Raw genomic sequence first — 24,255 nt, forward strand, 5'->3', positions numbered from 1 at the left:
CGGATGCGTGCGCAGCACGCAGGTCCGGGGTCATCGGTATCGTCTCCGTCCCGCGCGAAGTTCGTGCTCCGGACGCAGCACAGCGCGAACAGGCGTTGCAGCGCATCGGGGGTACGAAGCTCTTGCGGATTACCGCTGGATGATCTTCGTCCACACGTCGCCCAAAATCGCGGGCTCGCGCGGCGGCAGATAGGTGAGGCCGGCCTGCCTGCCGAACTCGGCGATCTTGCCCTCGGCCGCGAGCCCGCTCAGCGCCTTGTTGACGGCCTCAATCAGTGCAGGATCGCTGCCGAGCCCGACATAGCCGCGATTGGCGCCGATCGGATAGTAATAGCCGGATGCGGTGAGCGTCGTGTCGGGGTGCGCGGCGCGGTGAGCGTCGAAGCGGGCGAGGTCGACCAGCGTCGCGTCGTAGTCGCCGCGCTGGAGCGCGCCCAGGAGGTCGTCGCGGCCGGGGACGAGATGGGTGATGCTGTCGATCAGCCGTCCCTTGTCGAAGGTCATCAGGATGGCATCGCCGAGCGATCCGCTTTCGATGACCAGGCGAAGTCCGGCGAGATCGCCGATGTCGCCGATCTTGCGGCCGCTTGCCTTTGGCCCGAGCACCACCGTCATCGGCGAATAGATGTATGGCTGGCTCGGCGCGAGCACGCCGAGCGCGACGCGGCGCCGCCGGTCGTCGCGGGTCGCGCCGGCAAAGTCCGGCAGGCGCGCCGTCTTCATGCCGGGGGCAACGAGCGAATCCTGCGTCAGGGCGTAGCCGCCGACCAGTGAGCAGCGCCCATCGGACAGCAGCGCATTGGCCTCGAGCTGAGGGCTGGAATCCTCATCCAGCTTGCTTTCGAACCATTGGATCGCCAGCGGCCGTCCCAGCCGTTGCGCGATCGCCTGCGCCAGCAGCACGTCGAAGCCGGCATCCGGCTTGCCGCGGCGGTGCACCGAGAGCGGCGGGCGATCCTCGTCGAGACAGACCTTCAGCGGATCATCCGCAGCATGTGCGGCTGTCGTCGCCGCGCAGATCGCGGCAACGCTCCATGCAACAAACCGCCCCCTCACGGCTTCCTCCGGCTGGAGATGAAGGCCCAGAGATCTCCGATCTGGTCGTCGCTGAGAATGTCGCCCCAGGGCGGCATCTTGTTGTTCTTGCCGTTCTTCACCGTAGCGACGAAGCGCGGCTTGTCGTCGGGGAAGACGCGCAGGTCCGGCGTGATGGTGCCGGAGTTCATCAGGTTCGGACCGTGGCAGTGCGAGCATTTCTCGGCATAGGTCGACTTGCCGTGGTCGATCTGCGCCTGCATGGGATTGCCAGTTGCGTCATCCGCGGCACGGACAGTTGCCGCAAGCGCGACCGTCAGCACCGCGACGGCGGCGATCTTCGCCGCCGTCCTGTAAGATACGTCCTTTAGCATCATGCCGTGGTTACTGCTTGACCGCAAACACCCACAGCGAGCCGCCGGGAGGCACCTTGGCAAGCCGCTCGTCGCCGGAGAACAACGAGTAGACGCCGCCATAGCCGCTGGTCACCGCAACATACTGCACGCCGTCCTGCTGCCAGGTCACCGGTTGGCCCTCGATGCCGGACCCGGTCTGGAACTGCCAGAGCTTCTTGCCGGTGTCGGCGTCGAAGGCCTCGAACTCGCCGGTGAGCTGACCCGAGAACACGACGCCGCCCGCGGTCGACAGTACGCCCGAGAAGCGCGGAATGTCGCTCGGTGCTTCCCATTTCGCCTTGCCGGTCATGGGATCGATGGCCTTGAGATGACCACGCGGGCCGTCGTCGAACTGCCAGGGATCGGTCAGGTCCATGCCGAGATACCATTCACCCTGCTTGAAGGTGACGGGCTCGGCCTTGTACTTGCCGCCGAAGTTGAGCGTGTTGGCGTAGGCCAATCCGGTCTGCGGATTGAACGACATCGGCTCCCAGTTCTTGCCGCCGAGGATCGACGGGTAGACCGTGACCTTCTTGCCCTCGCGCGCGTCCTTGCTGACGTCGGTCTCGATCGGACGCCCGGTCTTCATGTCGATGCCGGTTGCCCAATTGACCTTCACGTAGGGATTGGCCGCGAGCAGCTTTCCGTTGGTGCGGTCGAGCACGTAGAAGAAGCCGTTGCGGTTGGCGTCCATCAGCACCTTGGTCGGCTTGCCCTCGACATTCATGTCGGCGAGGACCATCTCGGCCACGCTGTCATAGTCGAACGGATTGTTCGGCGAGAACTGGTAATGCCACTTGATCTTGCCGGTCTTGGGATCCATCGCCAGCACGGAGCAGGTGTAGAGATTGTCGCCGGGACGCACCGCCGAGTTGAACGGTCCGGGATTGCCGATGCCCCAATACACCGTGTTCAGCTCGGGATCGTAGGAGCCCGTGATCCAGGTCGAGCCGCCGCCGAGCTTCCAGGTATCGCCCTTCCAGGTGTCGCCGCCGGGCTCATCCGGCGAGGGGATCGAATGGGTCCGCCACAGATGCTTGCCGGTTGCCGGATCCCAGCCGTCGATGAAGCCGCGGGTGCCGAACTCGGCGCCGGAGATGCCCGTAATGACCACGCCGTCCGCGACCAGCGGGGCCACTGTCATCGAATAGCCCTCCTTGATGTCGGCCGCCTGCTGCCGCCACAGCTCCTTGCCGGTCTTGGCGTCGAGCGCGATCACGTTGGCATCGAGCGTGGTTCGGAACACCTTGCCGTCGTACAGCGCGGCGCCGCGGTTGATGATGCCGCAACAGACGATGCGCGGGGTTTCGGCGGGATATTCGACCTTGGTCTTCCAGATCTGCTTGCCGGTCTTGGCGTCGACCGCCATGGTGGCGTTGTGCGAGGTCACGTAGATCACGCCCTGGTACACCAGCGGCTGCGATTCCTCGCTGCGATCGTCGTTGAAGGAGTAATTCCAGACCGGGACGAGATTCTTGACGGTGTCCTTGTTGATCTGGTTCAGCGTCGAGAAGCGCTGCAGATTGTAGCCCATCCCGTAATTGAGAACGTTCGATGTATCAGTCGCGCCCTTGACCAGTTGCTCGGTGGTCTGTGCGCTTGCACACGTCGATGCAAGCATGACGAGGCTCGCGGCCATCGCAAAGCGTTTCATCCGTTCCTCCCAATATGCGCGCCTTTTGACGCTGCAGTGTAACACTCCGCCCGAAAGCAAAACGCGTCAATACGAAAGTCGTAATTGCCGTGCCGATATCATTGGACGCAGCCGCCGGTCACCTGACGGCAGCCGAGTCCGACTTGTGCGGAGACGCTGAGAAAATTCCGCGCCGCGAAGCGGCGGCCATCACGCCGAAAGTCGGTTCCGCGGGTTGTCACGCGCGCAAGTTGCAATTAGGGACTTGAATCGGGAGCCTCTTGTGGATTTATGTCGTTTCTATCCAGCCCGAACCAGGGCTCCTTGTGTGGGAGGCTTTAATGATTTCGCGTCGCTCAGTTGCGCTTGCGCTCACGATTGCATTGATGTCCGGTCCGGCGTGGTCGGCCTCCGGCAATGCGCTCAAATTGTTCGATACCGACAATGACGGCACGCTCGATCTTGCCGAGGTGAAGAAGGCGGCCGCCGCCCTGTTCGCAAAGCTCGATCCCGATCACGACGGCACGCTCGATGCGCGCGAGCTGCGCGGACGGTTGACGGCGAAAGAACTTGCGGCCGCCGATCCCGACCGCGACGGGACCCTCACGCTCGACGAATATCTCTCCGTAGTCGAGCAGCGCTTCAACGCGGCCAATCCCGATAAGGACGGAACGCTCGATGCGAAGGAGCTCAACACGCGCGCCGGCCGCGCGCTGCTGCGATTGTTGCGGTGAGCGCTGCAATCGGAACCGACGCGGCTTTCGGTGGGCATTTCCGCGCCGATGCCGGAACATCGGGCTGCTCGGCCTGTTCTCCTCGCGATGTCCCTGGCGCCGGGGCAGCGCCGCGGGAGAAGAGGAGATGCAGATGAACATGAAACGATCTGTTCTTGCCGCCTGCGCGATCCTGGCATTGAGCGGCGGCGTCGCCATCGCCGGCCCATGCAACACGGGCAGTGCCAGCACTGACAAGGATGCCGGCTCTGGCCCGGTCACCGTAGGCTCGGCGCAATCGCACGCGTCCGGCTCAGCGAGCGACAGCAGCCAGCATCCGCCGACCAGCACGATGAATCGTGCAAGTGGCGAAACGCCGGCGTCATCCGAAGATGCGCAGCGGCAGATGCAGAGTGAGCCGACGGCGGCCCAGCAGGCCGAAGGTGCGAAGCCGAACGCCGCGACGGCAGACAAAGGCTGCTGACGCCGCGCTGTCGCCAGTCTCGGTTCGACGGGCGGTGCGTCGCACAAGCCAGCGTCTTGCAGGTCTGCTTGACCAAGAGGGAACTGGCTTTGTCCGAGAGAGAAATGCGGCCGCGAAGAATCGACACAGACGCGTCCGAGAGTCGATTCCAGGCTTGAACTGCACCTGACGCAGCCCTAGGTTTTGCGCCGCGCGATATCGCGCTCAATACCTTGGGAGACCCGAATGGCTTGGAAAGCTCCGAAGATCGTCGAAGTGCCGGTCGGCATGGAGATCAACATGTACGCCTGCGCTTCGCGCAAGTAAGACTGACGACCTGCTGCGGCTTCGAGGGCGAACGCCATCGGAGCCGCTGCAGTGTCGGACTGCGACCCATCCTCGCGTACTCGCGCTTTGACACTGACGTGCTTGGCCTTGTCGCAGTCGCACGACCTTCTCCAGGCGGCTCCCATCAGAATCTCGACCACCTGCTACATCAATGTGTTACGCTGATCCTCGGTCAGCGCTGCTGCCGCATCAGAGCGGTGTGCGCGGTCGGGGCAGGGGATGCACGGCAGAGCTCGCGGATTTCGAACGGTGATTGCCTGCGCGGTCGCGCTGACACCGGCCTGTGTGCAGGCCGAAGACGGCTTCGATACCGAGCACATTTTCGGCTTCATGATCGGCACCGATGTCGGCAATCGCGGCGAGCGCGAATTCCAGAGCCAGACGACCGGGCGGTTCGGCAAGGGCGGCGGCACCTATCGCGCGCTCGAGCAAGAGGTCGAGATCGAGATCGTGCCGCTGCCGAACTTCCGCATCGAGGTCGGCGGCACGGCGAGCCTGCACGACATCACCGGTGTCCCCGATATCGACGACCGCCGCCAGTTCAACTTCCAGGGGGCTTCGCTGGACCTGCGTTATCGCCTGCTCGACCGCGAGCGCGCGCCGTTCGGCCTCACCATCGCCGCCGAGTTTCATGGTGATCGCATCGACGAGACCAGCGGCGCGAAAGGGCGGATGTACGGCACCGAATTCACCCTCGCCTTCGATCGCGAGCTCATCCCGAACTTCGCCATCGGCGCTCTCAATTTGATCTATCAGCCGGAATGGGCGCGCTTCGAGGTGGGGGGACTGTCCGAGAAGAGCTCGACGATCGGTGCGGCGCTGGCCGGCCTGGTGCGCGTGCGGCCCGATGTGCTGCTCGGCGGCGAGCTGCGCTACTTCCGGCAATATGAAAGCATCGGCCTCGGCGAGTTTTCAGGCCAGGCCCTGTTCGTCGGTCCGACGGCCTATTTCCAGCTGTCCGAGCGCTCGCGGCTGACCTTGAGCTGGAGCATGCAGGCCTGGGGACGCCTGGCTGGAGCGGGCGGAAATCTCGATCTCGTCAATTTCGAGCGGCACCAGGCCCGCATGGTGTTCGGGGTGAACTTCTAAAGCGCGATGACAACTTGATGAATCGTCATCGCGCCTTAGGTTGTTGTTTGCGCATGATCACTCCGGAAAACCGCCTCGCATTTTTCCGGATCATGCTTTAGCCGAGCCAGTTCCCTCTATCGCAAACCTCAGCCGGCTTGAAACTTCGCTCTCCGTCGAACGTACCTTTCGTGCTAATCTCGATCGTCCCCGTGAGAGGATCCCGGCATGAACCCAATCGACCTGGTGGTGACCGTGTGTGCGGTGCTCTCGCCTGCGACCTGCGAGGAGCAGCATCTGGTGTTCAACTATGCGGGCTCGCCCCGCCAATGCGTGATGGCCGCTCCGCCCTATATCGCGCAATGGGTCGGCGAGCACCCGAAATGGCAAGCCGTGCGCTGGCGCTGCGAATATCCGCACCCGAACGACAAGGCGTGAGACGCCGCCCTATTTGGTGCAGTCCTTCAAATCCTTGTCGGCGATCGAAAACACCGCATCTGCCCTGATCTCGATGTCGCGAACGACGCATTGGCGTCCGTTGGGATAGCCGACCTTGGCGTCGTAGCGGCCCGGCTCGACGCCGGTGATGCGCAGCCGCTCGTCGTGATCGACCTCCTTGTCCTTGTCGTTCAAGCACTGATTCGGACCCCAGTCGGTCTTGCCCGCGGGTGAGAGCTGGAAGCCAGAGATCGTCTCCGTGGTCAGGTTCCAGAACCTTATGCCCTTGCCTTTGGCCTGAGCCAGCGCCGCGCCGGGCGCCGCGACCAAGAGGATGCCGATCGCAATCAGCGTACGCCGCATTGGTGAACCTCCCTCGAGGAATTGGCCCAGTTGACCATGGGTCTTCATTTCGATTCAAGCGGCAAGGCCGCGAGCTCGGCCCTGATCTTGCCGAGCACCGCTTCGCTGCGCATCGCGCGCGGCACGGCAATCGGCACTTCCTGTACGATACGTGCGGGGCGCGGCGACAGGAAGAACAGGCGATCGCCGAGCCGAACCGCGTCATCGAGACTGTGGGTGACGAGCAGCGTCATCACCGGACGGCTGGCCACCAGCGTCGCGATCTCGTCGCGCAAGCGGCCGGCGAGCGCGTCGTCGAGCGAGGCGAGGGGCTCGTCGAGCACCAGCAGATCCGGTTCGACTGCGAAGGCGCGTGCGAGCGCGACGCGCCGAGCGAGGCCGAGCGACAACTCGCCGGGAAAGTGGCTGCGATGGGCTTCCAGTTCCAGAATCCTGAACAGCTCCGACAGCTTCGCGTCGGTCACGTCGGGCGCCGCGAGCCGCACATTCTGCTCGACCGAACGCCAAGGCAGCAGCCGCGGCTCCTGGAACACCATGCCGATCCGCGCCTGCGGCGGACGCGCAATATGACCCCTGAAATCGCCGTCGAGGCCGAGGATGATGCGCAGCAGCGTGCTCTTGCCGCAGCCGGACGGACCAATGAGCACGCCGACCTCACCGGAGCAAAGTGCGAATTTCATCGGCGCCAGCACCTCGTGCGTTCCGCCCGCGGCACTCCTGAACGTCTTGCCTGTGATCTCGACCTCAAGCCGCACGGGGCCGCCATCGTGTTGCGCGGGCTTCGAACGGCTGCACCAGCAAGGTTTCGATCACGAGCACGACCGCGGCGAATGTCAGCGAATAGGCGAGCAGCCGCGGCGTGTCGAACAGCTGGAAGGCGACGCCGATCTCGAAGCCGACGCCGTTCGGACGTCCGAGCAGCTCAGCGACCAGCACGATCTTCCATACCAGCGACAGGCCGGAGCGGGCGGCGGCGGCGATATAGGGCGCCAGCTGCGGCAACACGACATGGCGGAACGCGCGCCAGCGCGGCATCGCGAACACGCTCGCCATCTCGTCGAGCGAGCGGTCGAGCGCGCGGGTGCCTTCGCGCAGGGTGACGACCGCGGTCGGCAGCTTGTTGATGGCGATCGCCGCGATCGCGGCGGCCTCGGTGAGGCCGGCCCAGATATAGGCCAACACGATCACGACCAGCGCGGGCAGGTTGAGCAGCAGAATCAGCCAGGGATCACCGAGCCGGTCGGCGAGCTTGACGCGTCCCATCAGGTAGCCGATGGCGCTGCCGAGCGACATCGCAAGCGTGAAGGCGAGCGCAACGCGGGCCAGCGTGGCGCCGAGATGCAGGAACAGCGCGCCGCTTGATGCTTCCGCGATCATCACCTGAAGCACGGCCGGCGGGGAGGGCAGCTTTGCTCCGCCGACGAACAGTGCGGCGGTCCACCAGATCGCGAGGAACAGGGTAAACGACAGAAGACGCAGCACCTCAGTCTCCGGGGACCGCGTGATAGAACGTGCCGGGGTCGAGTTCGGCTGCGGGGCCGACGAGGTCGCGGCCGCCGATCTCGGCGAGCACGCGGTAGAGCACGCGCGCGTCCTGTTCCTCGTCGTTGATGCTCCGGCGCGGAATACCGTCGCGGTAGCGGTCGCGATAAGTCTTGAGCAGGGTGGCATCGCTCGTTCCGGTCAGCGGCGCGATCTGGTCCCAGGCCGCATCCGAGGTCGCCAATAGCTGCTTGGCCTTGCGGGTCATGGCGATGAAGCGTGCCACGGCGTCGCGATGGCTCGCGGCCCAATTCTCGTCGAAGACGTAGCCGACCGCCGAGACCGCACCTTTGGCGCCGAGCTTCGGCAAGATCTCTTCGATGCCGGCGAGGCGCCTGAAACCCTTGGCCTCGAGCTGGGCGCAGAAATTCCAGAAATTGAGGCTCGCATCCATCTCGCCGTCGAGCGCCTTGGCGGCGATCAGGGGCGGCGCGCCATAGACGATGGTCGCCTCCGATTTCAGGTCGATGCCGTCCTGCTTCATGCGCGCCTGGAGCAGCAGCCAGCTCTTGTCGATCGCCCCGCCGGCGACGGCAAGCTTGCGGCCCTTGAGGTCAGCGAGCGTCTTCATTGGCGACGATGCCGGTACCATCACCGCGCCGAGCGCACTGGAGTAGGGGTAGAAGGTGAGCTTGGCACCGAGCGCCCGCTCGCGCGACACCCACAGCCAGTCCGATAGGATGATGTCGGCGCTGCCCGCGCGCATCGCGATCTTGCCGGCCTCCGTGCTCGCGAGCTCGGTGACCTCCAGCGCAAGGCCCGCCTCCTTGTCGAGGCCGGCGCTGCGGATCGCGGCCAGCTCCCAGGAGAATGTTCCGGTTTTCTGCACTGCGAGGCGGATCGTATCCGCGGCGCGGCCTGGTGCGACCGGCATCAGCGCCAGCGTCGTCGCGAGCGCCAATATTCGACCAAATGCCCTCATCACACCAAGTGCTCTCATCGCCTTGTGAGCCGTTTCCTCTGACAGAGTGCTTTTCATGACAATACGCATAGCATAGCTTTGGCCGCAACCAGCGGGAGGATGAGCATGAAACTGGGCGGACACCTACGACCGATTGTCGCCGCATTGATCGTGCTGGCGGCGACCGTGTGCGTAGCGCGGGCCGAGGACGCCAATGATTATCCCACCGCCGCGCGCGCCGAGTACGTCTATGGCTGCATGAAGGCGAATGGCGAGAGCCGGCAGTCGATCGAGCAATGCTCCTGCTCGATCGACGTGGTGGCCTCGATCGTTCCTTATGAGCGCTATGTTACCGCGGAGACCGCGCTCAGCATGTCCCAGGTGCGCGGCAATCTCGGCGTCCAGTTCCGCACCTCGGAGCAGGCGAACGCGGCAGTGAATGATTTGCGCCGCGCGCAGGCGGAAGCCGAGGTGAGGTGTTTTTGATCTAGCTCTGTCATTCCGGGATGGTCCGAAGGACCAGACCCGGAATCTCGAGATTCCGGGTTCGATGCTTCGCATCGCCCCGGAATGACGGCGTGACTATTACGTCCCCGGCTTCTCCACGTCCCACTCGTTGCGGAACACGTGTCCCTCGGTGTCCTTTGCTTCCGCGCGGAAACGCTTGGCGCCGTTGGACACGTAGGTGAAGCGCAGATTGGGATCTTCCGAGATCGAGATGCCGCCTTCCATCGACAGCACGGGGCTGTCGTCCTGCGTCAGCTTCAGCTGGTTGATGAAGAACGCGGGAATATAGAGCTGCGTGACCTGGTCCATCTGCAGGCCGGAATTGTTGGGATGGCCGATCATGATCTGCGCTTCGCGGATGCGGCTCGCCGGCGCCTCCTCGCGCGCGAACTGCCGATAGCGCATCTGGCCGAGCCGGCTCTGCGCTTCCTCGGCGTTCTTTGCTGCCGGGGCCGAGCAGCCGCCCGAGGCCTTTACATAGACTTTCGAGACATAGAGCTGGCCATCGCTGAGCTCGGCCACCGCATGGACATCGGTGTAATTGTTGACGCGTACGCGCGTCGAGATCTCCGTCACGTTGGCATCGGAGGCGAGCTCGAACTTCGCTGCCATCGGCGCGGGGTTACGGTCGATCACGAGCGTGATCGAACGGATCCGGCGGCCATCCGCGGGCGACAGCTTGCTGCGCAATGTCACCGGCACGATCGCCGCATCCTCGGCGCGATACGGCATCTCGATGCCGATGACGGCACTGCCGTCGTTCATCGGACGGTTATTGAAGATATCCTGCACCAGGCCCGGCCAGGGATCGTAGGCCTCCTCAGCCTGCACGGGGGCGGCGAAGGCGATGCCGAGCAGTACGGCGATCAAGGGCAGGCGGCGTGTCGATCGGGTCATGGTCATGTTCCCCGAAGCAGCAAAGCTCCTGCGCCTATCGTAGCGCGCCCGCTACTCCCATTCAATTTCTGAGAATGCTGCAGTTGCGTTGCGGGCATTGTAGTCGCCGAACAGCTCCCAGCGGGGCCGCTCCTCGGCAGCGGCCTTGTCTGCGGCCGCCCGGATCGGCTCGCCGTTCTTGTTCAGCGTGCGGACGTCGGACAGCAGCGTTGACAAGTAGCGCCGTTCATCGCTCAACGCGGCAGGCCAGTCACTCACGGGGCCGTGACCGGGAACGACACGTTGCGCGGGAATGGTCTCCAATTCCTCCAACGTGCCGAGCCAGCCGCGGATGCTGCCGTCCATGACCGGAATGTGGCGGAGAAAGACGAGGTCGCCCGCGAACAGGGTCTTGGTCGTCTCGTCGTACACGGTCACATCGCTGTCGCTATGCCCGGCCCGCCAAGCGCGCAAGGTCAGGCGGCGCGATCCGAGATCGAGCGTCATCGTGTCCGAAACCAGCAGAGTTGGGGCAACGATCTTCACGGGATCGATCAACTCGCTGCCCATGATGCGACGAAAATTGTCGAGATAATGGGGGCCGCGCGTTGCGAGCGCCTGCGGCAGCTTGCTGTGGCCCACGAAGATCGTGTCTGTCGCGGCAAAGGCCCCGTTGCCGAAGACGTGGTCGGGGTGGGCGTGGGTGTTGATGACATAGCGGATCGGTTTGGGCGTGCGGGCCCGTACGGCGGCCAGCAGGGCCTCGCCTTCGCGCAAGCTGCCGCCGGTGTCGATGACAGCTACGGCGTCGTCGCCCACGATGAAGCCGACATTGGCGATGTCGCCCTCATTCTCGCGGCTCATCAGGGCGATGGTCCCGGAGTGTACGAAGATTCCCGTTGCGACTTCGCTCACAGGCAATTCGGCCGCCCCGGCCCATGCTAGCGTTGCTCTCCCCAGCAGGGACAAGGCTGCGATCACTCGAGCGATGCGAGACACTTTTTCGCCTCAGTTCAAAGGGTTCGTCGCGTTGCACTGCAGCAAGTCAAAGCCAGCAAAGTTTTGGCGTCATGCGTTGCATGGATAGCATTCAAGCAAAACAAGGAGGAAGCGCGATGACGGAGGCCGGACGACATCGTCGCTGGTTGTTTTCACTGTGGGTCCTGGTTGCGTCCTGTGCGCTCGGTGACATCGCCATGGCGCAGACCAAGGATAGCGGCGATCTCTCATTTGAACTGGTCGACCCGAACGTGCTGCGCGTCTGCGCCGATCCCCGCAATCTGCCCTTCTCGAACGAGAAGGGCGAGGGGTTCGAGAACAAGCTCGCGGAGCTGTTTGCCGACAAGCTCAAGAAGAAGCTCGATTACGTCTTCTTCCCGCAGGCCACCGGCTTCGTGCGCATGACGCTGGGTGCGCATCGCTGCGACGTCATTATGGGCTTTCCGCAAGGCGATGACGTCGTCCAGGGTACCAATCCCTATTACCGCACGACCTATGCGCTGGTCGCCAAGGCTGGCAGCGGGCTCGAGGACGTCGATACGCTCGAGGATCCGAAGTTGAAAGGCAAGCATGTCGGCATCGTCGCCGGAACCCCGCCGGCGACGAACATGGCGCTTGCCGGCCTGATGGGCGATGCCAAGCCCTATCCGCTCATGATCGACACGCGCTTCGACAATTCGGCGCAGGCCATGATCGACGACCTCGCTGCGGGCAAGATCGACGCCGGCGTGCTGTGGGGGCCCATGGCCGGCTACTACGCGAAGCAAGTCGGCTCGCTTCATGTCACGCCGCTGGTGAAGGAAACGACGGGGCCGAAGCTGGTCTATCGCATCGGCATGGGTGTGCGCCCCGCCGACCAGAATTGGAAGCGACAGCTCAACAAGCTGATCCAGGAGAACCAGGGCGAGATCAACAAGATCCTGGCCGATTTCGGTGTACCGCTGCTCGACGAGAGCGACCGGCCGCTCAGTGCGGAGACGGCCAAGAAGACGCCATGAGGCGGCCCCTTGCCGCTGCGCTCCTCATTGCCGCGTTTGCGGTACCGGCATTCGCACAGCAGCAGGAGCCGTTCGAGCCCGAAGGCTATCGCACTGACAATTATCGCGCACCGGTACCGGCGACGCTGGCCGGCGCGCGCGTGCTCACCACTGCGGAAGCCGAAGCGATCTGGCGCGCCAAGAGCGGTGCGTTTGTCGACGTGCTGCCGCGGCCGCCAAAGCCGAAGAACCTGCCCGAAGGCACGGTGTGGCGCGATGCGCCGCGCAGGAACATTCCGGGCAGCGTCTGGCTGCCGGATACCGGTTACGGCAGTTTGCCGCCGGCCATGGAGGACTATTTCCAGCGCGGTCTCGCCCGTGTCTCGGGCGGCGACAAGGCCGCGCTGCTGGTGATCTATTGCCTTGCCGATTGCTGGATGTCCTGGAACGCGGCCAAGCGCGCGCTGACCTATGGCTATTCCAACGTCGCCTGGTACCCCGACGGCACCGACGGTTGGGAGCGTGCCAAGCTTCCAACCGACGCAGCCGAGCCCGAGCCGCGCCCCGAGCAGTAAGCGTGTTTGGACCCCGCGATCTCGGCGTCAGGAAGTGCCTCGCCTACTTCTGTTTCTCCAACTTCGTCAGCGTGCCCGTGCCGTTGGTTTCGGTCGCAGAATAGGTCACCCTGTCGCCGGCATGGACGGCGTCCAGCATCGCCGCATCCTTGGCTTTGTACTCCTGCAGCGCGCCGGCGCTGCCTGCGCTGGCGCCGACCGTACCCTTTTGCGTCTGCTGGATCGAGATCGTGCCATTGAGCCGGTCGATCCGCGTGATCATCCCGGTCATGTCGTCAGCAAGGGCGCTGGTTGCGAGCATGCTGAGGGCGGCTGCGCCCGCGAACATGAATCTTGTGGTTCCCATCGAGGCCTCCCGACGTCTGGAGTTCACTTCGACAAGCCATCCTAGATCGATTTGGTTCCGGCAGATAGCCGCGCAAAGGTTAACCCCGGCAATCCGGGAACCTGTCGCGACCTGCCGGCGAAGCGGATGCTATTCCATTTCCTGCTGGATCACGCGGCCGAGTGCGAACAGGCGCTGGTCGATCGCAGTTGGAACCTCGCAGACGAACCGCACCACCTTGTTGCGGTCCTCGAAAATGCGGGTCTTCCAGATCAGCTCGTTGCTGAGCGCTTCGACCTTGGCCTCGTCTCGCGGCGTGGCGCCCTGAAGCGCCTGCAGCTGGATCGTCTCCTCGCGGATCTTGTCGGCAGCCTCGCGCTGCTTGCGGCTGACGCGTTCGAGCCCGTTCATGACCTGCGAACGCTGGGCGTTGAGCGTGTCGAACAGGCCGGCGAACAACAGCTTTGCGTTGGTGGTCTTGTCGGCGGAAGAGGCGGCCAAAAAGTCTTTCACCGACTTCTCGGCCTCTTCGATCGGCGTCTTGCGCGCCGACAGTTTCCCGACCAGCGCGGTGATTTTCGTATCGTTCTTCCACTTGGTCTCGGCGTCGTCGAGCGCAGGACCGGCCCAGACCGCGGCAAGCGAGATCTCCGGCACCTTGGCTTGCGTGCAGGGCCAGTTGGGGTAGCGCGGATCGGCCGCGCCGGCGGCCGTGCCCGACAGCGCGAGCGCCAGAGCAGCCATCGCCAGAACCTTCATCCTTCGCCTCCTGCAGGCCCCCGTCGCGCCAGCCCGCGCGAGGGATCATAGGCCAGAATCGCGCCGATCATGAAGACGATAGTGCAAGCCGCGACCACCGCGAGCGAGATCCAGTTGATTTGCCCATAGAGCGCAAACCGGATCAGCTCGACCGCATGGGTGAACGGATTGGCCTCGCAGAGATAGTACAGATAGGGACTGCCTTCCTGTACTCGCCAGAGCGGGTAGAGGGCGGAGGAGGCGAAGAACATCGGGAAAATGACGAAATTCATCACCCCGGCGAAGTTTTCCAGCTGCTTGATGCCGGAGGAGATCAGCATGCCGAGCGAGCCCAGCATCAGCCCGGACAGGCTCAGCGCCGGCAGCACGGTGAGATAGCCCGATGACGGCGGGGTGATGTCCCAGAACCAGGCGATCAGGAGAAACGCATAGACCTGGAGCAGCGACACCGCGGTGCCTGCCAGCAGCTTGCAGAACAGCAGGAACCCGCGCGGCAGCGGGCTCACCAGGAGCGTGCGCATGTTGCCCATCTCGCGGTCGTAGACCATCGACAGCGAGGATTGCATGCCGTTGAAGAGCTGGATCATCGCCATCAGCCCTGGCGCGATATAGACCTCGTAGAGGATATAGGTCTCGTAAGGAGGGATGATGGAGATGCCGAGCACCTGGCGGAAGCCGGCGGCAAAGATGAACAGCCACACCAGCGGCCGCACCAGCGCTGAGACGAACCGCTCGCGCTGATGCAGGAAGCGCAGGCCCTCGCGCCAGACGATGCCGGTGAGGCAGGTCATGTATTCGCGGGCTGAGAAGCCGCGCGGGGCGTCTTGCGTGGTGATGCTGCTCATGCGCCGCCTCCCGGCATGGTTTGCGCGCCGGTCAGGCGCATGAAGGCGGTGTTGACGTCCTGCGCGCCGGCTTCGGTGATGACGCGGCTCATCGGTCCCTGCGCCAGCACCTTGCCCTGGTGCAGCACCACGAGGTCGTCATTGGGCATGATCTCGTCGAACAGATGCGTGGCCCAGAGCACGCCGATGCCTTGCTCCGTCACGAGCTGGCGGACCTGGCCGATGATGTCGGCGCGCGCCTTGACATCGAGGCCGACGGTCGGCTCGTCGAGCAATAGCAGCCGCGGCCGGTGCAAGAGCGCCCGTGCGATCTCCAGCCGCCGCATCTGCCCACCCGAGAGGTCGCGCACCTTGCTGCCGGCGCGGTCGGCCAGCCCAATGCGGCCGAGCAGCTCGGCGCTGCGCGCGGCGGCCTCACGGCGGCTGATGCCATGCAGCGCGGCGTGATAGAGCAGGTTCTGCGTCAGCGACAGGTCGAGATCGAGCGTGCGTGGCTGGAACACGACCCCGAGCAGCCGCAGCGCCTCGCCGGGGCTCTTGCCGATATCATGGCCGAAAATGCCGATCCGTCCGGACTGGATGCCGAACAGGCGCGTGATCAGCGAGAACAGTGTGCTCTTGCCGGCGCCGTTGAGGCCGAGCAGGGCGGTAAAGCTCGCCGGCTGCACATGGAAGGAGACGTCGATCAACGCCCGGCGCGATCCATAGCTATGGCTGACGCGATCGATCGAGAGCGCCGGCACCGCGGCCAGATCAGGGCCCGGCGCCTCGCGTGCCCCGGGTATCGGAGCGGGACTGGTCATGGCGCGATCGTGATGCCCCAGGGCAGCTCGCCCACCTGAATCGTCTTGATCACCTTTTGCGCGGCAACGTCGATGACGGAGACGTCGTTCGACACGCCGTTGGTGGTCAGCAGATATTTTTCGTCGGGCGTGAACGCCATGTGCCAGACCCGCTGCCCGACCAGCAGATATTTCGTGACCTTGCGCGAGGCGACATCGACCACGGCGATGCGGTTGGCGGGCCCGAGCGCGACGAAGGCGGTCTTGTCGTCCTTGGTCATGCCGATGCCGACCGGCTGGATCGCCTCTTTGCGCAGGCCCGGAATCTCGAACACGACCTTGCCGATCACCTCATGCTTGCTGGGGTCGATCACCGACACCGTGCCGCCGATCTCGGAGGAGACCCACAGCTCCGAGCTGTCATGCTTGAATTCGGCAAAGCGCGGCCGCGCGTCGACCAGCACGTTGGCGACGATCTGTCGCGACCCGGTGTCGATGAAATGCGCCATGTTGGTCGTTTCCGACGTGTTGATCAGCGTCTTGCCGTCCGGGCTGATGGTCATGCCCTCGGGCTCGACGCCGACCTGGATGTCGCCGAGCCGGCTACGCTTCTCCAGATCGATCACGGTCACCGTGTTGTCGTTCTCGTTGGCGACGTAGAGGATCTTGCCGGCCGCATCCTGGGCGAACAGCTCCGGGTCGGGCCCGGAGGGCAGGCTGTCCACCACGCTCTGCGTCCTGGCGTCGATCATCTGGATGGTGTCGTCGTCGCCGACCGCGACCATCACGAACTTGCCGTCGCGCGTGAAGTCGATGCCGCGTGGCCGCTGGCCGACCTTGATGGTCTTGGTGACGGTCCAGCTGTCGGTGTCGATCACCGAGACCGTGTTGCTTTTCTCGTTCGAGACATAAGCGATGAACGCGTGCGCGGGTGCAGCCGCCAGCGCAAGTCCAGAGAGAAGCCCCACACGCCACATGCGCAACATCCGCGTCCTCACTTCAGCTTGCATTTGCTCTCCGGACGATCGTATCCGAGCGTATCGAGCTCGGAGACCTGGTGCAGGAATCCCTCCTGCGGCGAGACCGATACGACCATGCGGCCATCGACCAGCAGGATTGGCTGACGCAACTGCCAATTCCAATCGCGCAAGGTCAGTCGCGTACCCTTGAAGGCGGCGACCGAGAAATCCGGGCCCTTGATATAGTCGGTGACCTTCTTGACGTCGCCGGAATTGGTGCGCGAGGTGGCTTCCCCGATCATGCGCACCGCGGTCCAGGCCTGCATGTCGAGCGCGGTCATGCGCCGCGAATTCAGCTTGACGAAGCGGTTCTGCATCTGGATCGCGCCCCACTGGTCCTGCGCCGGGTCCCAGCTGCGCGGCACGAGACCGGCGGAGCCCGCGACAGGCCGCGGATCCCAGGTGCGATAGGGCAAGTACGCGCCGAACACCTCGCTCTCGTCGGCGGCGACCAGCACGTCGTAAGCGGGCGCCTGCTGCGTGAACACCGGCATCTGCCGCTGGATCAGCGTCACGCCGCTGTCGGTGCGACGGGCGCCGCCCTTGTCCTCGAAGGTGCGCTCCTGCACGATCTTGGCACCGAACCGCGTCGCGGTGCGCCGCAGCGCGTCAGCGAACAGCTTGTCCTCGTCGTGCGAGCCGACCACCAGCAGCCAGCGCGACCACTTCTTCCACACCAGATATTGCCCGAGCGCATCGGCCAGCATCGCGCGCGTCGGCGCGGTGTGAATCACATTGGCGCGGCAATCGGCCTCGCGCAGCCGCTCGTCGATTGCCCCCGCATTGAACAGCAGTGTGCCGCGGTCACGCAGGGCATCCGAGACTTTCAGGAGCGCGTCGGCCGGCAGGTCGGCGATGATGAAGCCGTTCTTCTCGGCCAGCGCGGTCGCGGCCTGCACCACGTCCTCGCCTTCCCGAATGCGCCGCTCCTCCAGTGTAAAGCGCTGACCCGTGAATTTCCCGGTGGTGTTGTTGTCCTCGATGGCGAGGCGGGCGCCGGCAACGCCATCATTCTCCGCGGGCTGCTCGACCAGCGACAGGGTCGATCTGGTGCCGGCGATTCCGAGGTAGCCGACGCCGATCTGGACAGGCTCCGCCGCGAACGCGCTCGTTGCGGCAAGAGCTAGACCGATCAGACCGGCCAACCATCGGATCATGTTTCCTCCAGGCGCTCTCCCCGGCTTGACCGCAGGTGGAGAATTGTCTCAGCTTCAAGCATGACCAATTTGTCAGGGCATGCAACCCCGCATTTCGTCCCCGCGCGCGCGAGGCCGGGCATCACGATCATGCGAGCATTCATGATGCTCGCCGCTTTGCTGTTGACGCCTTCGGTCGCGTGCGCCGATCCGCCGAAGCTGGCCGTGTTCGATTTCGAGCTGATCGACACCAGCCTGCCGGGCGAGTTCTACGGCTCCAGGCCGGAGGAGGCGCGCCTGCTGCGCATCAGCGAGCAGCTGCGCAAGGAGCTGGCTGACTCCGGCAAGTTCCAGGTGCTGGACATCGCGCCGGTCAGGGACGCCGCCCGCCACGCCAATTTGCAGGCCTGCGGCGGCTGCGATCTCAAGCTCGCCCAACAGGTGGGTGCCGAACTCGAGATCACCGGCATGGTGCAGAAGGTCTCGAACCTGATCATCAACCTCAACATCTATCTGCGCGACGTCAAGACCGGCGCCATGATCACGGCGGCGAGCGCCGACATGCGCGGCAACACCGATGAAGCCTGGACGCGCACGATGAGCTACCTGATCCGCAACCGCTTGCTGGCGCCGAATTACGGCAAGCCGGAGTAGGGGCGGGAATAACTCGCCGCGACGGCGGTGCACCCTCTCCCCTTGTGGGAGAAGGTGGTTTCGCGATAGCGAAGGCGGGTGAGGGGTTGTTTCCGCGAGTCCAACTCGCGCTTGTGCACGCGGGAGCAGCGCGCTTGGCGCTCAAAGATCACGCCTTCAGCTTCTCCGCATGCCAGTGCAGATGATCGCTCATGAAGGTCGAGATGAAATAATAGCTATGGTCGTAGCCCGCCTGCCGCCGCAGCGTCAGCGGGATGCCCGCCTTGGCGCAGGCGGCCTCGAGCAGCTCCGGCTTGAGCTGCTCTTTCAGGAAATTGTCGGCTTCGCCGACGTCGACCAGGAAGCTTGAAAACTTCGCGCCGTCTTCGATCAGCGCCACCGTGTCGTGGCTGCGCCAGGAATCCTTGTTCGGTCCGAGATAACCGGTCAGCGCCTTGATGCCCCAGGGTACGAGCGAGGGCGCCACGATCGGCGCGAATGCGCTTGCGGCGCGGTAGCGGTGCGGGTTGCGCAGTGCCACCGTCAGCGCGCCATGGCCGCCCATCGAGTGCCCCATCACCGATTGCCGCCTGGCATCGACGGGAAAATGTCCCGCCACGAGCTTGGGCAACTCGTCCGTGACATAGCTCCACATCCGATAATTGCGCACAAACGGCTCCTGCGTCGCATCGACATAGAAGCCGGCCCCGAGGCCAAAATCATAGGCATTGTTGGCATCGCCCGGCACGTCGGGCCCGCGCGGCGAGGTATCGGGCGCGACGAAGATCAGGCCGAGCTCGGCGCAGGCCTTGCGGAATTCGCCCTTCTCGGTGACGTTCGCATGGGTGCAGGTGAGGCCGGACAGATACCACACCACGGGCAGCTTCGCGCCCTCGGCATGCGGGGGGACATAGACCGAGAAAACCATGTCGGTTCCGGTCGCCTGGCTCGTATGGCGATACACGCCCTGCACGCCGCCATAGGATTTGTTGGTCGAGACAGTCTGAATCGTCATGCCTTAGAGCTCCGTGGCATCTAACCACATCAACATTGCAACGCTTGTGTGACCGAATTTGTGGCGGTCGCCCGCGCGTCAGGCGACGCCGCTGTCGATCGCCAGCCGCACCAGCTCGACCGAGGTCTTCACCCCGAGCTTCTGGCGCATGATCGATGAGGTGTTGGCGACCGTCTTGTACGACGACTGCACCAGCCAGGCGATCTCCGAGAGGCTCTTTCCGGCGCTGAGCAGCCTCAGGATCTCCATCTCGCGCGCGTTCAGCTTCGACAGCGGGCTTTGCGCCAGCGTCGGTCCTGCGAAGGCGATGCTGCGCGCGATCGCGCTCGGCAGGTAGGTGCCGCCGCCGCCGACGGCGCGGATCGCCTCGACGAGGTCGTCGGGATCGCCGGTCTTGGAGACGTAGCCCTTGGCGCCGCATTCGATCGCGCGCGCAGCGAAAGCGGGATCGTCGTTCATGCTGAACATGATGATGCGGGCCTCGGGCGCGCGCTCGAGGATGCGGCGCGCAAGCTCGAAACCGGAGACGGTCGGCAAGTTGATGTCGATGATGCAGAGGTCAGGGCGTTCGACGATGAAGACGCACTCGCCGTCCTCGGCGTCGGCGGCCTCCAAAATCTCGATCTCGCCCTCGTCGGCCAGCACGGCACGGCAGCCGGAGGCGACGATGGGATGATCGTCGACGATCAGAATGCGCATAGGCGTTCCCCTGACAGCGCGTTCCCTGTGACAAACCTGCAGGCTCTGCGCCGCATGATACCGACACGGGACAGGCGCGTGAGCGATGTGTCCGAGGTCACCTCATGCAACCCGGCCGGGATTGCTGTACGCTTCCGATTAGATATCCGCCGCTTCGCCTCTGTCAACGTCATCGGACAGGGCGGGCAAGGCTTCGCGAGGCACGGGCGATACCAATGTGGCAAAATCTATCCTTGCGCGGGCGCATCAACCTCTTGCTGGCGCTGCTGCTGGCGCTGGGGCTCGCCGTCAATATCGGCCGCCAGGTCGCGGAGGCAGGTCCCCGCGTGCAGGCCGAGGACCAGAGCGTGATCCGCCTCGCGCGGGAGTTTATCGAGATGATCGTGGCCGATCTCAACGAGGCGCCCGATCCGGATGCCAGGCTGAACCAGATCGCGCGCGACCTCAGCCGTCTGCGCCACGTCAGCATCACCCTCCGGGACGCCGGCGGCAATCCGCTGACGCCGCCGCGGGCCGACGCCGATGCCGAGACGCGCGGCCCGCCGGCCTGGTTCGTCAGCCTGGTTCATCCCGAGCAGACCGCGGTGAGCGTTCCGCTGTCGATCCATGGCAGGCCCGGCTCGCTCCTGATCACCTCGCATCCCGACGACGAGATCGCAGAGATCTGGGACGGCATCGTCACCCAGCTCGAGGTCGGCTCGGCGATCGCGCTCGCGCTGTTTTTCTTGATGATGAATGTGGTCGGCCGGGCGCTGGCGCCGCTGCAGTCGCTAGCGGATGTGATGGCTGAGCTCGAGGCCGGACGTTATCAGGCCCGCGTCGCGCCGGGCGGTGCGCCGGAGCTCGCCGCGATCTGCACCAAGCTCAACCATCTTGCCGCAACTCTGCATGAGGCTGTCGAGGACAAGCGGCGCCTTGCTGAGCGCGCGGTGTCGCTCCAGGACATCGAGCGCAAGGAGATCGCGCGCGAGCTCCATGACGAGTTCGGGCCGTATCTGTTCTCGCTGCGCGCGCATGCCGGCGCGCTGGCGAAGCAGGCGGATGGACGCGTTCCCAGCGCGGAGGCCGTGCGAAAACATGGCAGCGCCATGCTGGAACAGATCAACGCGCTGCAGCAGTTCAATCGCCGCGTGCTGGAGCGCCTCCGCCCCGTGGGCCTCGCCGAGCTCGGCCTGCGTCAAGCGCTGGAATCGCTGTCGCGGCTGTGGCGGGAGTCGCATCCCGACGTCGCGATCGAGACCGTCATCTCACCCGCGCTCGGGCCCACGGGCGAGACCGCCGACCTTACCATCTACCGGATCGTGCAGGAGGCTCTCACCAATGTGTTCCGCCACGCCGGCGCGACCTCGGTCAATGTCGTCATCGAGCCGGCGGAGCCGACGGCTCACGATGGCCGCTTCTGCGCCCGGGTGCGGGTCAGCGACAATGGCCGCGGCATGGAGCCGGGCCAGAAGCTCGGCTTCGGCCTGGTCGGCATGCGCGAGCGGATTCTGGCGCTGGGCGGCACGCTCAACGTCGTCTCCGGCGCCGGCGGCTTGACGGTGGAAGCGCTGGTTCCGACCGCGGTTGCCTGAGCGCGCCCGAGATCATCGGGAAAAATCCCGATTTGGTCGGGAAAACGGGGCGGATATTGCCCGACCTTTTGTGGCTGGCGCACCCATTCCGGCCGAATAAACTCGCCTGAACCAATCGGCGAAAATCAAAACAGCCGGTGGTTACGGATGGGAAGGCCGGGGATGGGGAAGTTTCTTTCGTTCAAGCGTCGTGTGTTGATGGCTTCGGCGTCGACCGGTCTGGTGTCCGGGCTGGTCTTTGCGACCCCTGTCGCGGCCGCGCAGGACGAGGAGACCAACGTCCAGAATCTGCCGCCGGTCGAAGTGACGGCGCCGCCTCCGTCGGCGGCGAGACGGAGCGCGCCGGTGCGACCGGTCGCCCGCGTCGGGGCCGCGTCGTCTGCCAGTCCTCGGACGCGCATCTACGTCTACCCGACCGCGCCGGGCACCGGCAGGGGTCTTGATGTCGACAAGGTCCCGTCGCCAATCAACGCCGTCGATGCCAATCAGATCAAGCGCACCGGTTCGCTCAACGTCACGGACGCGCTGCGAGACAACATCGCCGGCGTCAACATCAGCGAAGTCACCGGCAATCCATTCACGCCCGATGTCGAGTTCCGTGGCTTCGTCGCTTCCCCCGTGACCGGCACGCCGCAGGGCCTTGCCGTGTACCAGAACGGCGTCCGCATCAACGAAGCGTTCTCCGACGCCGTCAATTGGGACCTGATCCCCACCGCCGCGATCAGGTCCGTGACGCTGGTGACCAACAATCCCGCCTTCGGCCTCAATGCGCTCGGCGGCGCCATCAACCTGCAGATGAAGGACGGCTTCAGCTATCAGGGTGCGGAGCTCGATCTGATGGGCGGCTCGTTCGGCCGCATCCAGGGCTCCGCGCAATGGGGCAAGCAGGTCGACAAGAACTACGCCGTCTATGCCGCGCTCGAAGGCCTGCGCGACAACGGTTTCCGCAATTTCTCGCAATCGACCGTGCGGCGGTTCTACGGCGATGTCGGCTACAAGGCCGGCGACAGCGAATTCCACGCCAATATGGGCGTCGCCAAGAACGATTTCGGCGCCAGCGCCACCGTCCCTGCCGAGTTGCTCGACAAATATTGGGGCGCGACCTACACCACGCCGCAGACCACCGCCAATCGCGTCGGCTATCTCAACCTGACCGGAAAGGTCGACGCCACGCCGACCTGGACGCTCGAAGGCACCGCCCATGTGCGCAGGTTCGAGCAGAAGATCGTCGACGGCAATCCGACCGACGTGCAGGAATGCACCGATCCGGCATTGCTCTGCTTCGGCAATGACACCACCGCCGCCAACGGCGCCAATGGCGCGCAGCTCGCCAATCCCTTTGCTCCGGGAACGATCCTCGGCGAGATCGACCGGGGCTCGATCCGCTCGACCACGTTCGGCGTGTCGGGACAGGCTACCAACACCGATCAAGTGTTCGGCCATGACAACCGCTTCGTGGCGGGCGCGACCTATGACGCCAGCGTGACGCGCTACAACGCCACCGCCGAGATCGGCTCGATGGGAGAGAACTACGTCGTCAGCGGCAGCGGGGTTTTCCTGGGTGCGACTCCCACAGCAGATCCCGTTGCCGGCCCCGTCTCGCTGCGGACCGTCAATCAATATAACGGCCTCTATGCGATGGATACGTTCAACGTCACGAACGCCTTCGCCATCACGGGGGGCGGCCGTTTCAACGTGGCGCGGATCTCGCTGGAAGATCAGCTCGGGACCGCGCTGAACGGCGATCACACGTTCACCCGCTTCAATCCCGTCATCGGCGGCACCTACAAGATCACGCCGGAATTGACCGCTTACGCCGGCTATTCCGAGGCCAACCGCGTGCCGACGCCGCTCGAGCTCGGCTGCTCCGATCCCGCCAGGCCCTGTCTCATCGCGGCGTTTCTGGTCTCCGATCCGCCGCTCAAGCAGGTCGTGTCCAAGACCGTGGAAGCCGGCCTGCGCGGCACCAGGGAGCTGAACATCGGCACCCTCGGCTGGAAGATCGGCGGCTTTCGCGCCACCAATTATGACGACATCGTCGCGGTCCCCGTGGTCGGGCGGACCGGCTTCGGCTATTTCTCCAACGTTGGCCGGACCCGCCGGCAGGGCCTTGAGGCAGAGGTCAACATCAAGTCGCCGACGCTCCAGTTCCAGGCGAGCTACGCCTTCGTCGACGCGCGCTTCCTCGATCCGCTCGAGCTCGGCTCGGAAAGCCCGTTTGCCGATCCGGCCACGAAAACCATCCACGTCTCACCGGGCAACCAGCTCCCCGCGATCCCGCGGCATCGGGTCAAGGTCGGCGTCGACTATGCCGTGACCGACGTCTGGAAGGTCGGCGGCAACGCGCTGTTCGTCTCCAGCCAATACCTGGTTGGCGATGAGTCGAACCAATATGCGAAGCTGCCGTCTTATACGGTGTTCAACCTCCACACCTCCTACCAGGTTGCGAAGAACGTCCAGCTCTACGGCCGCATCGACAATGTGTTCGACAAGCGCTACGCGACCTACGGGCAGTTCTTCGACCGCGAGGCCTTGCCCAACTTCACCAACGGCGGCAACGACTTCACCGACCCGCGCTCGCTGAGCCCGGCGAGGCCAAGGGCGTTCTATGCTGGCATGCGGGTGACGTTCTAGG

Annotated in this window: 28 protein-coding genes; 11 read left to right on the forward strand and 17 right to left on the reverse strand. The window is 64.6% G+C overall.

The genetic code is table 11. The features are described from left to right. Positions 1-129: 129 nt before the first annotated feature. Genes P6U31_RS11615 through P6U31_RS11625 form a run of 3 tightly spaced genes read right to left on the reverse strand, consistent with a single transcriptional unit; the run spans position 130 to position 3,084 of the window. Positions 130-1,056 carry an ABC transporter substrate-binding protein gene (locus P6U31_RS11615; RefSeq protein ID WP_407188446.1) on the reverse strand — a complete coding sequence of 309 codons (927 nt, stop codon included), beginning with the start codon at positions 1,054-1,056 and terminating at the stop codon, positions 130-132. Continuing rightward, on the reverse strand, positions 1,053-1,409 hold the full coding sequence (locus P6U31_RS11620; protein ID WP_407189826.1) for a c-type cytochrome: 357 nt from the start codon (positions 1,407-1,409) through the stop codon (positions 1,053-1,055). The genes P6U31_RS11615 and P6U31_RS11620 overlap by 4 nt, the downstream gene beginning before the upstream one ends. A gap of 10 nt (positions 1,410-1,419) precedes the next feature. Then, positions 1,420-3,084 (reverse strand): methanol/ethanol family PQQ-dependent dehydrogenase, encoded by a 1,665-nt coding sequence (locus P6U31_RS11625; RefSeq protein ID WP_407188448.1) that lies wholly within the window; start codon positions 3,082-3,084, stop codon positions 1,420-1,422. A gap of 320 nt (positions 3,085-3,404) precedes the next feature. On the opposite strand from P6U31_RS11625, the gene P6U31_RS11630 reads away from it, so the two are divergent. The 5 genes from P6U31_RS11630 (at position 3,405) to P6U31_RS11650 (ending at position 6,093) form a co-directional block, all read left to right on the forward strand. Further along, positions 3,405-3,797 (forward strand): calcium-binding protein, encoded by a 393-nt coding sequence (locus P6U31_RS11630; protein ID WP_407188450.1) that lies wholly within the window; start codon positions 3,405-3,407, stop codon positions 3,795-3,797. A gap of 127 nt (positions 3,798-3,924) precedes the next feature. Beyond that, entirely contained in the window at positions 3,925-4,260 is a 336-nt protein-coding gene (locus P6U31_RS11635; protein WP_407188451.1) for a hypothetical protein, read from the forward strand. Between the two features lie 225 nt (positions 4,261-4,485). Continuing rightward, complete coding sequence (gene pqqA / locus P6U31_RS11640; RefSeq protein ID WP_008562446.1) at positions 4,486-4,566, forward strand: pyrroloquinoline quinone precursor peptide PqqA; 81 nt, start codon at positions 4,486-4,488, stop codon at positions 4,564-4,566. A 240-nt stretch (positions 4,567-4,806) separates the two neighbouring features. Continuing rightward, positions 4,807-5,676, forward strand: coding sequence for a hypothetical protein (locus P6U31_RS11645; RefSeq protein ID WP_407188452.1), 870 nt, complete (start codon positions 4,807-4,809; stop codon positions 5,674-5,676). A 207-nt stretch (positions 5,677-5,883) separates the two neighbouring features. Continuing rightward, positions 5,884-6,093 (forward strand): hypothetical protein, encoded by a 210-nt coding sequence (locus P6U31_RS11650; RefSeq protein ID WP_063688494.1) that lies wholly within the window; start codon positions 5,884-5,886, stop codon positions 6,091-6,093. 9 nt (positions 6,094-6,102) lie between these two features. Here the strand turns inward: P6U31_RS11650 and P6U31_RS11655 are convergent, their stop codons facing one another. The 4 genes from P6U31_RS11655 to P6U31_RS11670 are packed head-to-tail and all read right to left on the reverse strand — an operon-like array spanning position 6,103 to position 8,920. Then, positions 6,103-6,456, reverse strand: a complete 354-nt coding sequence (locus tag P6U31_RS11655; RefSeq protein ID WP_407188453.1) for a hypothetical protein — start codon at positions 6,454-6,456, stop codon at positions 6,103-6,105. Between the two features lie 44 nt (positions 6,457-6,500). Further along, positions 6,501-7,211, reverse strand: coding sequence for an ABC transporter ATP-binding protein (locus P6U31_RS11660; RefSeq protein ID WP_407188454.1), 711 nt, complete (start codon positions 7,209-7,211; stop codon positions 6,501-6,503). Next, positions 7,201-7,938, reverse strand: a complete 738-nt coding sequence (locus P6U31_RS11665; RefSeq protein ID WP_407188456.1) for an ABC transporter permease — start codon at positions 7,936-7,938, stop codon at positions 7,201-7,203. The genes P6U31_RS11660 and P6U31_RS11665 overlap by 11 nt, the downstream gene beginning before the upstream one ends. 1 nt (position 7,939) lies before the next feature. Beyond that, positions 7,940-8,920, reverse strand: coding sequence for an ABC transporter substrate-binding protein (locus P6U31_RS11670; RefSeq protein WP_407188457.1), 981 nt, complete (start codon positions 8,918-8,920; stop codon positions 7,940-7,942). Between the two features lie 105 nt (positions 8,921-9,025). Between P6U31_RS11670 and P6U31_RS11675 the strand changes: the two genes are divergently transcribed. Continuing rightward, entirely contained in the window at positions 9,026-9,385 is a 360-nt protein-coding gene (locus tag P6U31_RS11675) for a hypothetical protein (RefSeq protein ID WP_407188458.1), read from the forward strand. A gap of 99 nt (positions 9,386-9,484) precedes the next feature. On the opposite strand, the gene P6U31_RS11680 is transcribed toward P6U31_RS11675, so the two are convergent. Further along, a complete protein-coding gene (locus P6U31_RS11680; protein ID WP_407188460.1) occupies positions 9,485-10,303 on the reverse strand; it encodes a quinoprotein dehydrogenase-associated SoxYZ-like carrier in 819 nt (272 codons plus the stop codon). 51 nt (positions 10,304-10,354) lie between these two features. Continuing rightward, on the reverse strand, positions 10,355-11,281 hold the full coding sequence (locus tag P6U31_RS11685) for a quinoprotein relay system zinc metallohydrolase 2 (RefSeq protein WP_407188461.1): 927 nt from the start codon (positions 11,279-11,281) through the stop codon (positions 10,355-10,357). Positions 11,282-11,397: 116 nt separating this feature from the next. Here P6U31_RS11685 and P6U31_RS11690 point away from each other — a divergent pair, with 116 nt between their 5' ends. Beyond that, positions 11,398-12,279 carry a substrate-binding domain-containing protein gene (locus P6U31_RS11690; protein WP_407188463.1) on the forward strand — a complete coding sequence of 294 codons (882 nt, stop codon included), beginning with the start codon at positions 11,398-11,400 and terminating at the stop codon, positions 12,277-12,279. Continuing rightward, the gene (locus tag P6U31_RS11695; RefSeq protein ID WP_407188464.1) at positions 12,276-12,833 is read left to right on the forward strand and encodes a PQQ-dependent catabolism-associated CXXCW motif protein; all 558 of its coding nucleotides are present in this window, start codon (positions 12,276-12,278) and stop codon (positions 12,831-12,833) included. The genes P6U31_RS11690 and P6U31_RS11695 overlap by 4 nt, the downstream gene beginning before the upstream one ends. Positions 12,834-12,876: 43 nt before the next feature. Here P6U31_RS11695 and P6U31_RS11700 read toward each other — a convergent pair whose 3' ends face one another. The 6 genes from P6U31_RS11700 to P6U31_RS11725 all read right to left on the reverse strand — a co-directional run bounded on the left by P6U31_RS11700 (position 12,877) and on the right by P6U31_RS11725 (position 17,720). Next, positions 12,877-13,179 carry a copper-binding protein gene (locus tag P6U31_RS11700; protein ID WP_407188466.1) on the reverse strand — a complete coding sequence of 101 codons (303 nt, stop codon included), beginning with the start codon at positions 13,177-13,179 and terminating at the stop codon, positions 12,877-12,879. A 129-nt stretch (positions 13,180-13,308) separates the two neighbouring features. Then, positions 13,309-13,917: a hypothetical protein gene (locus tag P6U31_RS11705; protein WP_407188468.1), complete on the reverse strand. Its 609-nt coding sequence runs from the start codon at positions 13,915-13,917 to the stop codon at positions 13,309-13,311. Further along, positions 13,914-14,762: an ABC transporter permease gene (locus tag P6U31_RS11710; RefSeq protein WP_407188470.1), complete on the reverse strand. Its 849-nt coding sequence runs from the start codon at positions 14,760-14,762 to the stop codon at positions 13,914-13,916. The genes P6U31_RS11705 and P6U31_RS11710 overlap by 4 nt, the downstream gene beginning before the upstream one ends. Then, on the reverse strand, positions 14,759-15,565 hold the full coding sequence (locus P6U31_RS11715; protein WP_407188471.1) for an ABC transporter ATP-binding protein: 807 nt from the start codon (positions 15,563-15,565) through the stop codon (positions 14,759-14,761). Before P6U31_RS11715 ends, P6U31_RS11710 begins: the two co-directional genes overlap by 4 nt. Next, the gene (locus P6U31_RS11720; protein WP_407189827.1) at positions 15,562-16,530 is read right to left on the reverse strand and encodes a YVTN family beta-propeller repeat protein; all 969 of its coding nucleotides are present in this window, start codon (positions 16,528-16,530) and stop codon (positions 15,562-15,564) included. Before P6U31_RS11720 ends, P6U31_RS11715 begins: the two co-directional genes overlap by 4 nt. A gap of 8 nt (positions 16,531-16,538) precedes the next feature. Next, entirely contained in the window at positions 16,539-17,720 is a 1,182-nt protein-coding gene (locus P6U31_RS11725; protein ID WP_407188473.1) for an ABC transporter substrate-binding protein, read from the reverse strand. 60 nt (positions 17,721-17,780) lie between these two features. On the opposite strand from P6U31_RS11725, the gene P6U31_RS11730 reads away from it, so the two are divergent. After that, positions 17,781-18,353 (forward strand): DUF3280 domain-containing protein, encoded by a 573-nt coding sequence (locus P6U31_RS11730; RefSeq protein WP_407188475.1) that lies wholly within the window; start codon positions 17,781-17,783, stop codon positions 18,351-18,353. Between the two features lie 148 nt (positions 18,354-18,501). Here the strand turns inward: P6U31_RS11730 and fghA are convergent, their stop codons facing one another. After that, on the reverse strand, positions 18,502-19,347 hold the full coding sequence (fghA, locus tag P6U31_RS11735) for an S-formylglutathione hydrolase (protein ID WP_407188477.1): 846 nt from the start codon (positions 19,345-19,347) through the stop codon (positions 18,502-18,504). Between the two features lie 78 nt (positions 19,348-19,425). Next, the gene (locus tag P6U31_RS11740; protein WP_018320706.1) at positions 19,426-20,046 is read right to left on the reverse strand and encodes a response regulator transcription factor; all 621 of its coding nucleotides are present in this window, start codon (positions 20,044-20,046) and stop codon (positions 19,426-19,428) included. Between the two features lie 215 nt (positions 20,047-20,261). Between P6U31_RS11740 and P6U31_RS11745 the strand changes: the two genes are divergently transcribed. Both P6U31_RS11745 and P6U31_RS11750 read left to right on the forward strand, forming a co-directional pair. Next, entirely contained in the window at positions 20,262-21,620 is a 1,359-nt protein-coding gene (locus tag P6U31_RS11745) for a histidine kinase (protein ID WP_407188478.1), read from the forward strand. 162 nt (positions 21,621-21,782) lie between these two features. Further along, on the forward strand, positions 21,783-24,254 hold the full coding sequence (locus P6U31_RS11750) for a TonB-dependent receptor (protein ID WP_407188480.1): 2,472 nt from the start codon (positions 21,783-21,785) through the stop codon (positions 24,252-24,254). Position 24,255: the final 1 nt, after the last annotated feature.

It is taken from the genome of Bradyrhizobium centrosematis (genome assembly GCF_045571495.1).
Classification (GTDB): Bacteria; Pseudomonadota; Alphaproteobacteria; order Rhizobiales; family Xanthobacteraceae; genus Bradyrhizobium; species Bradyrhizobium centrosematis.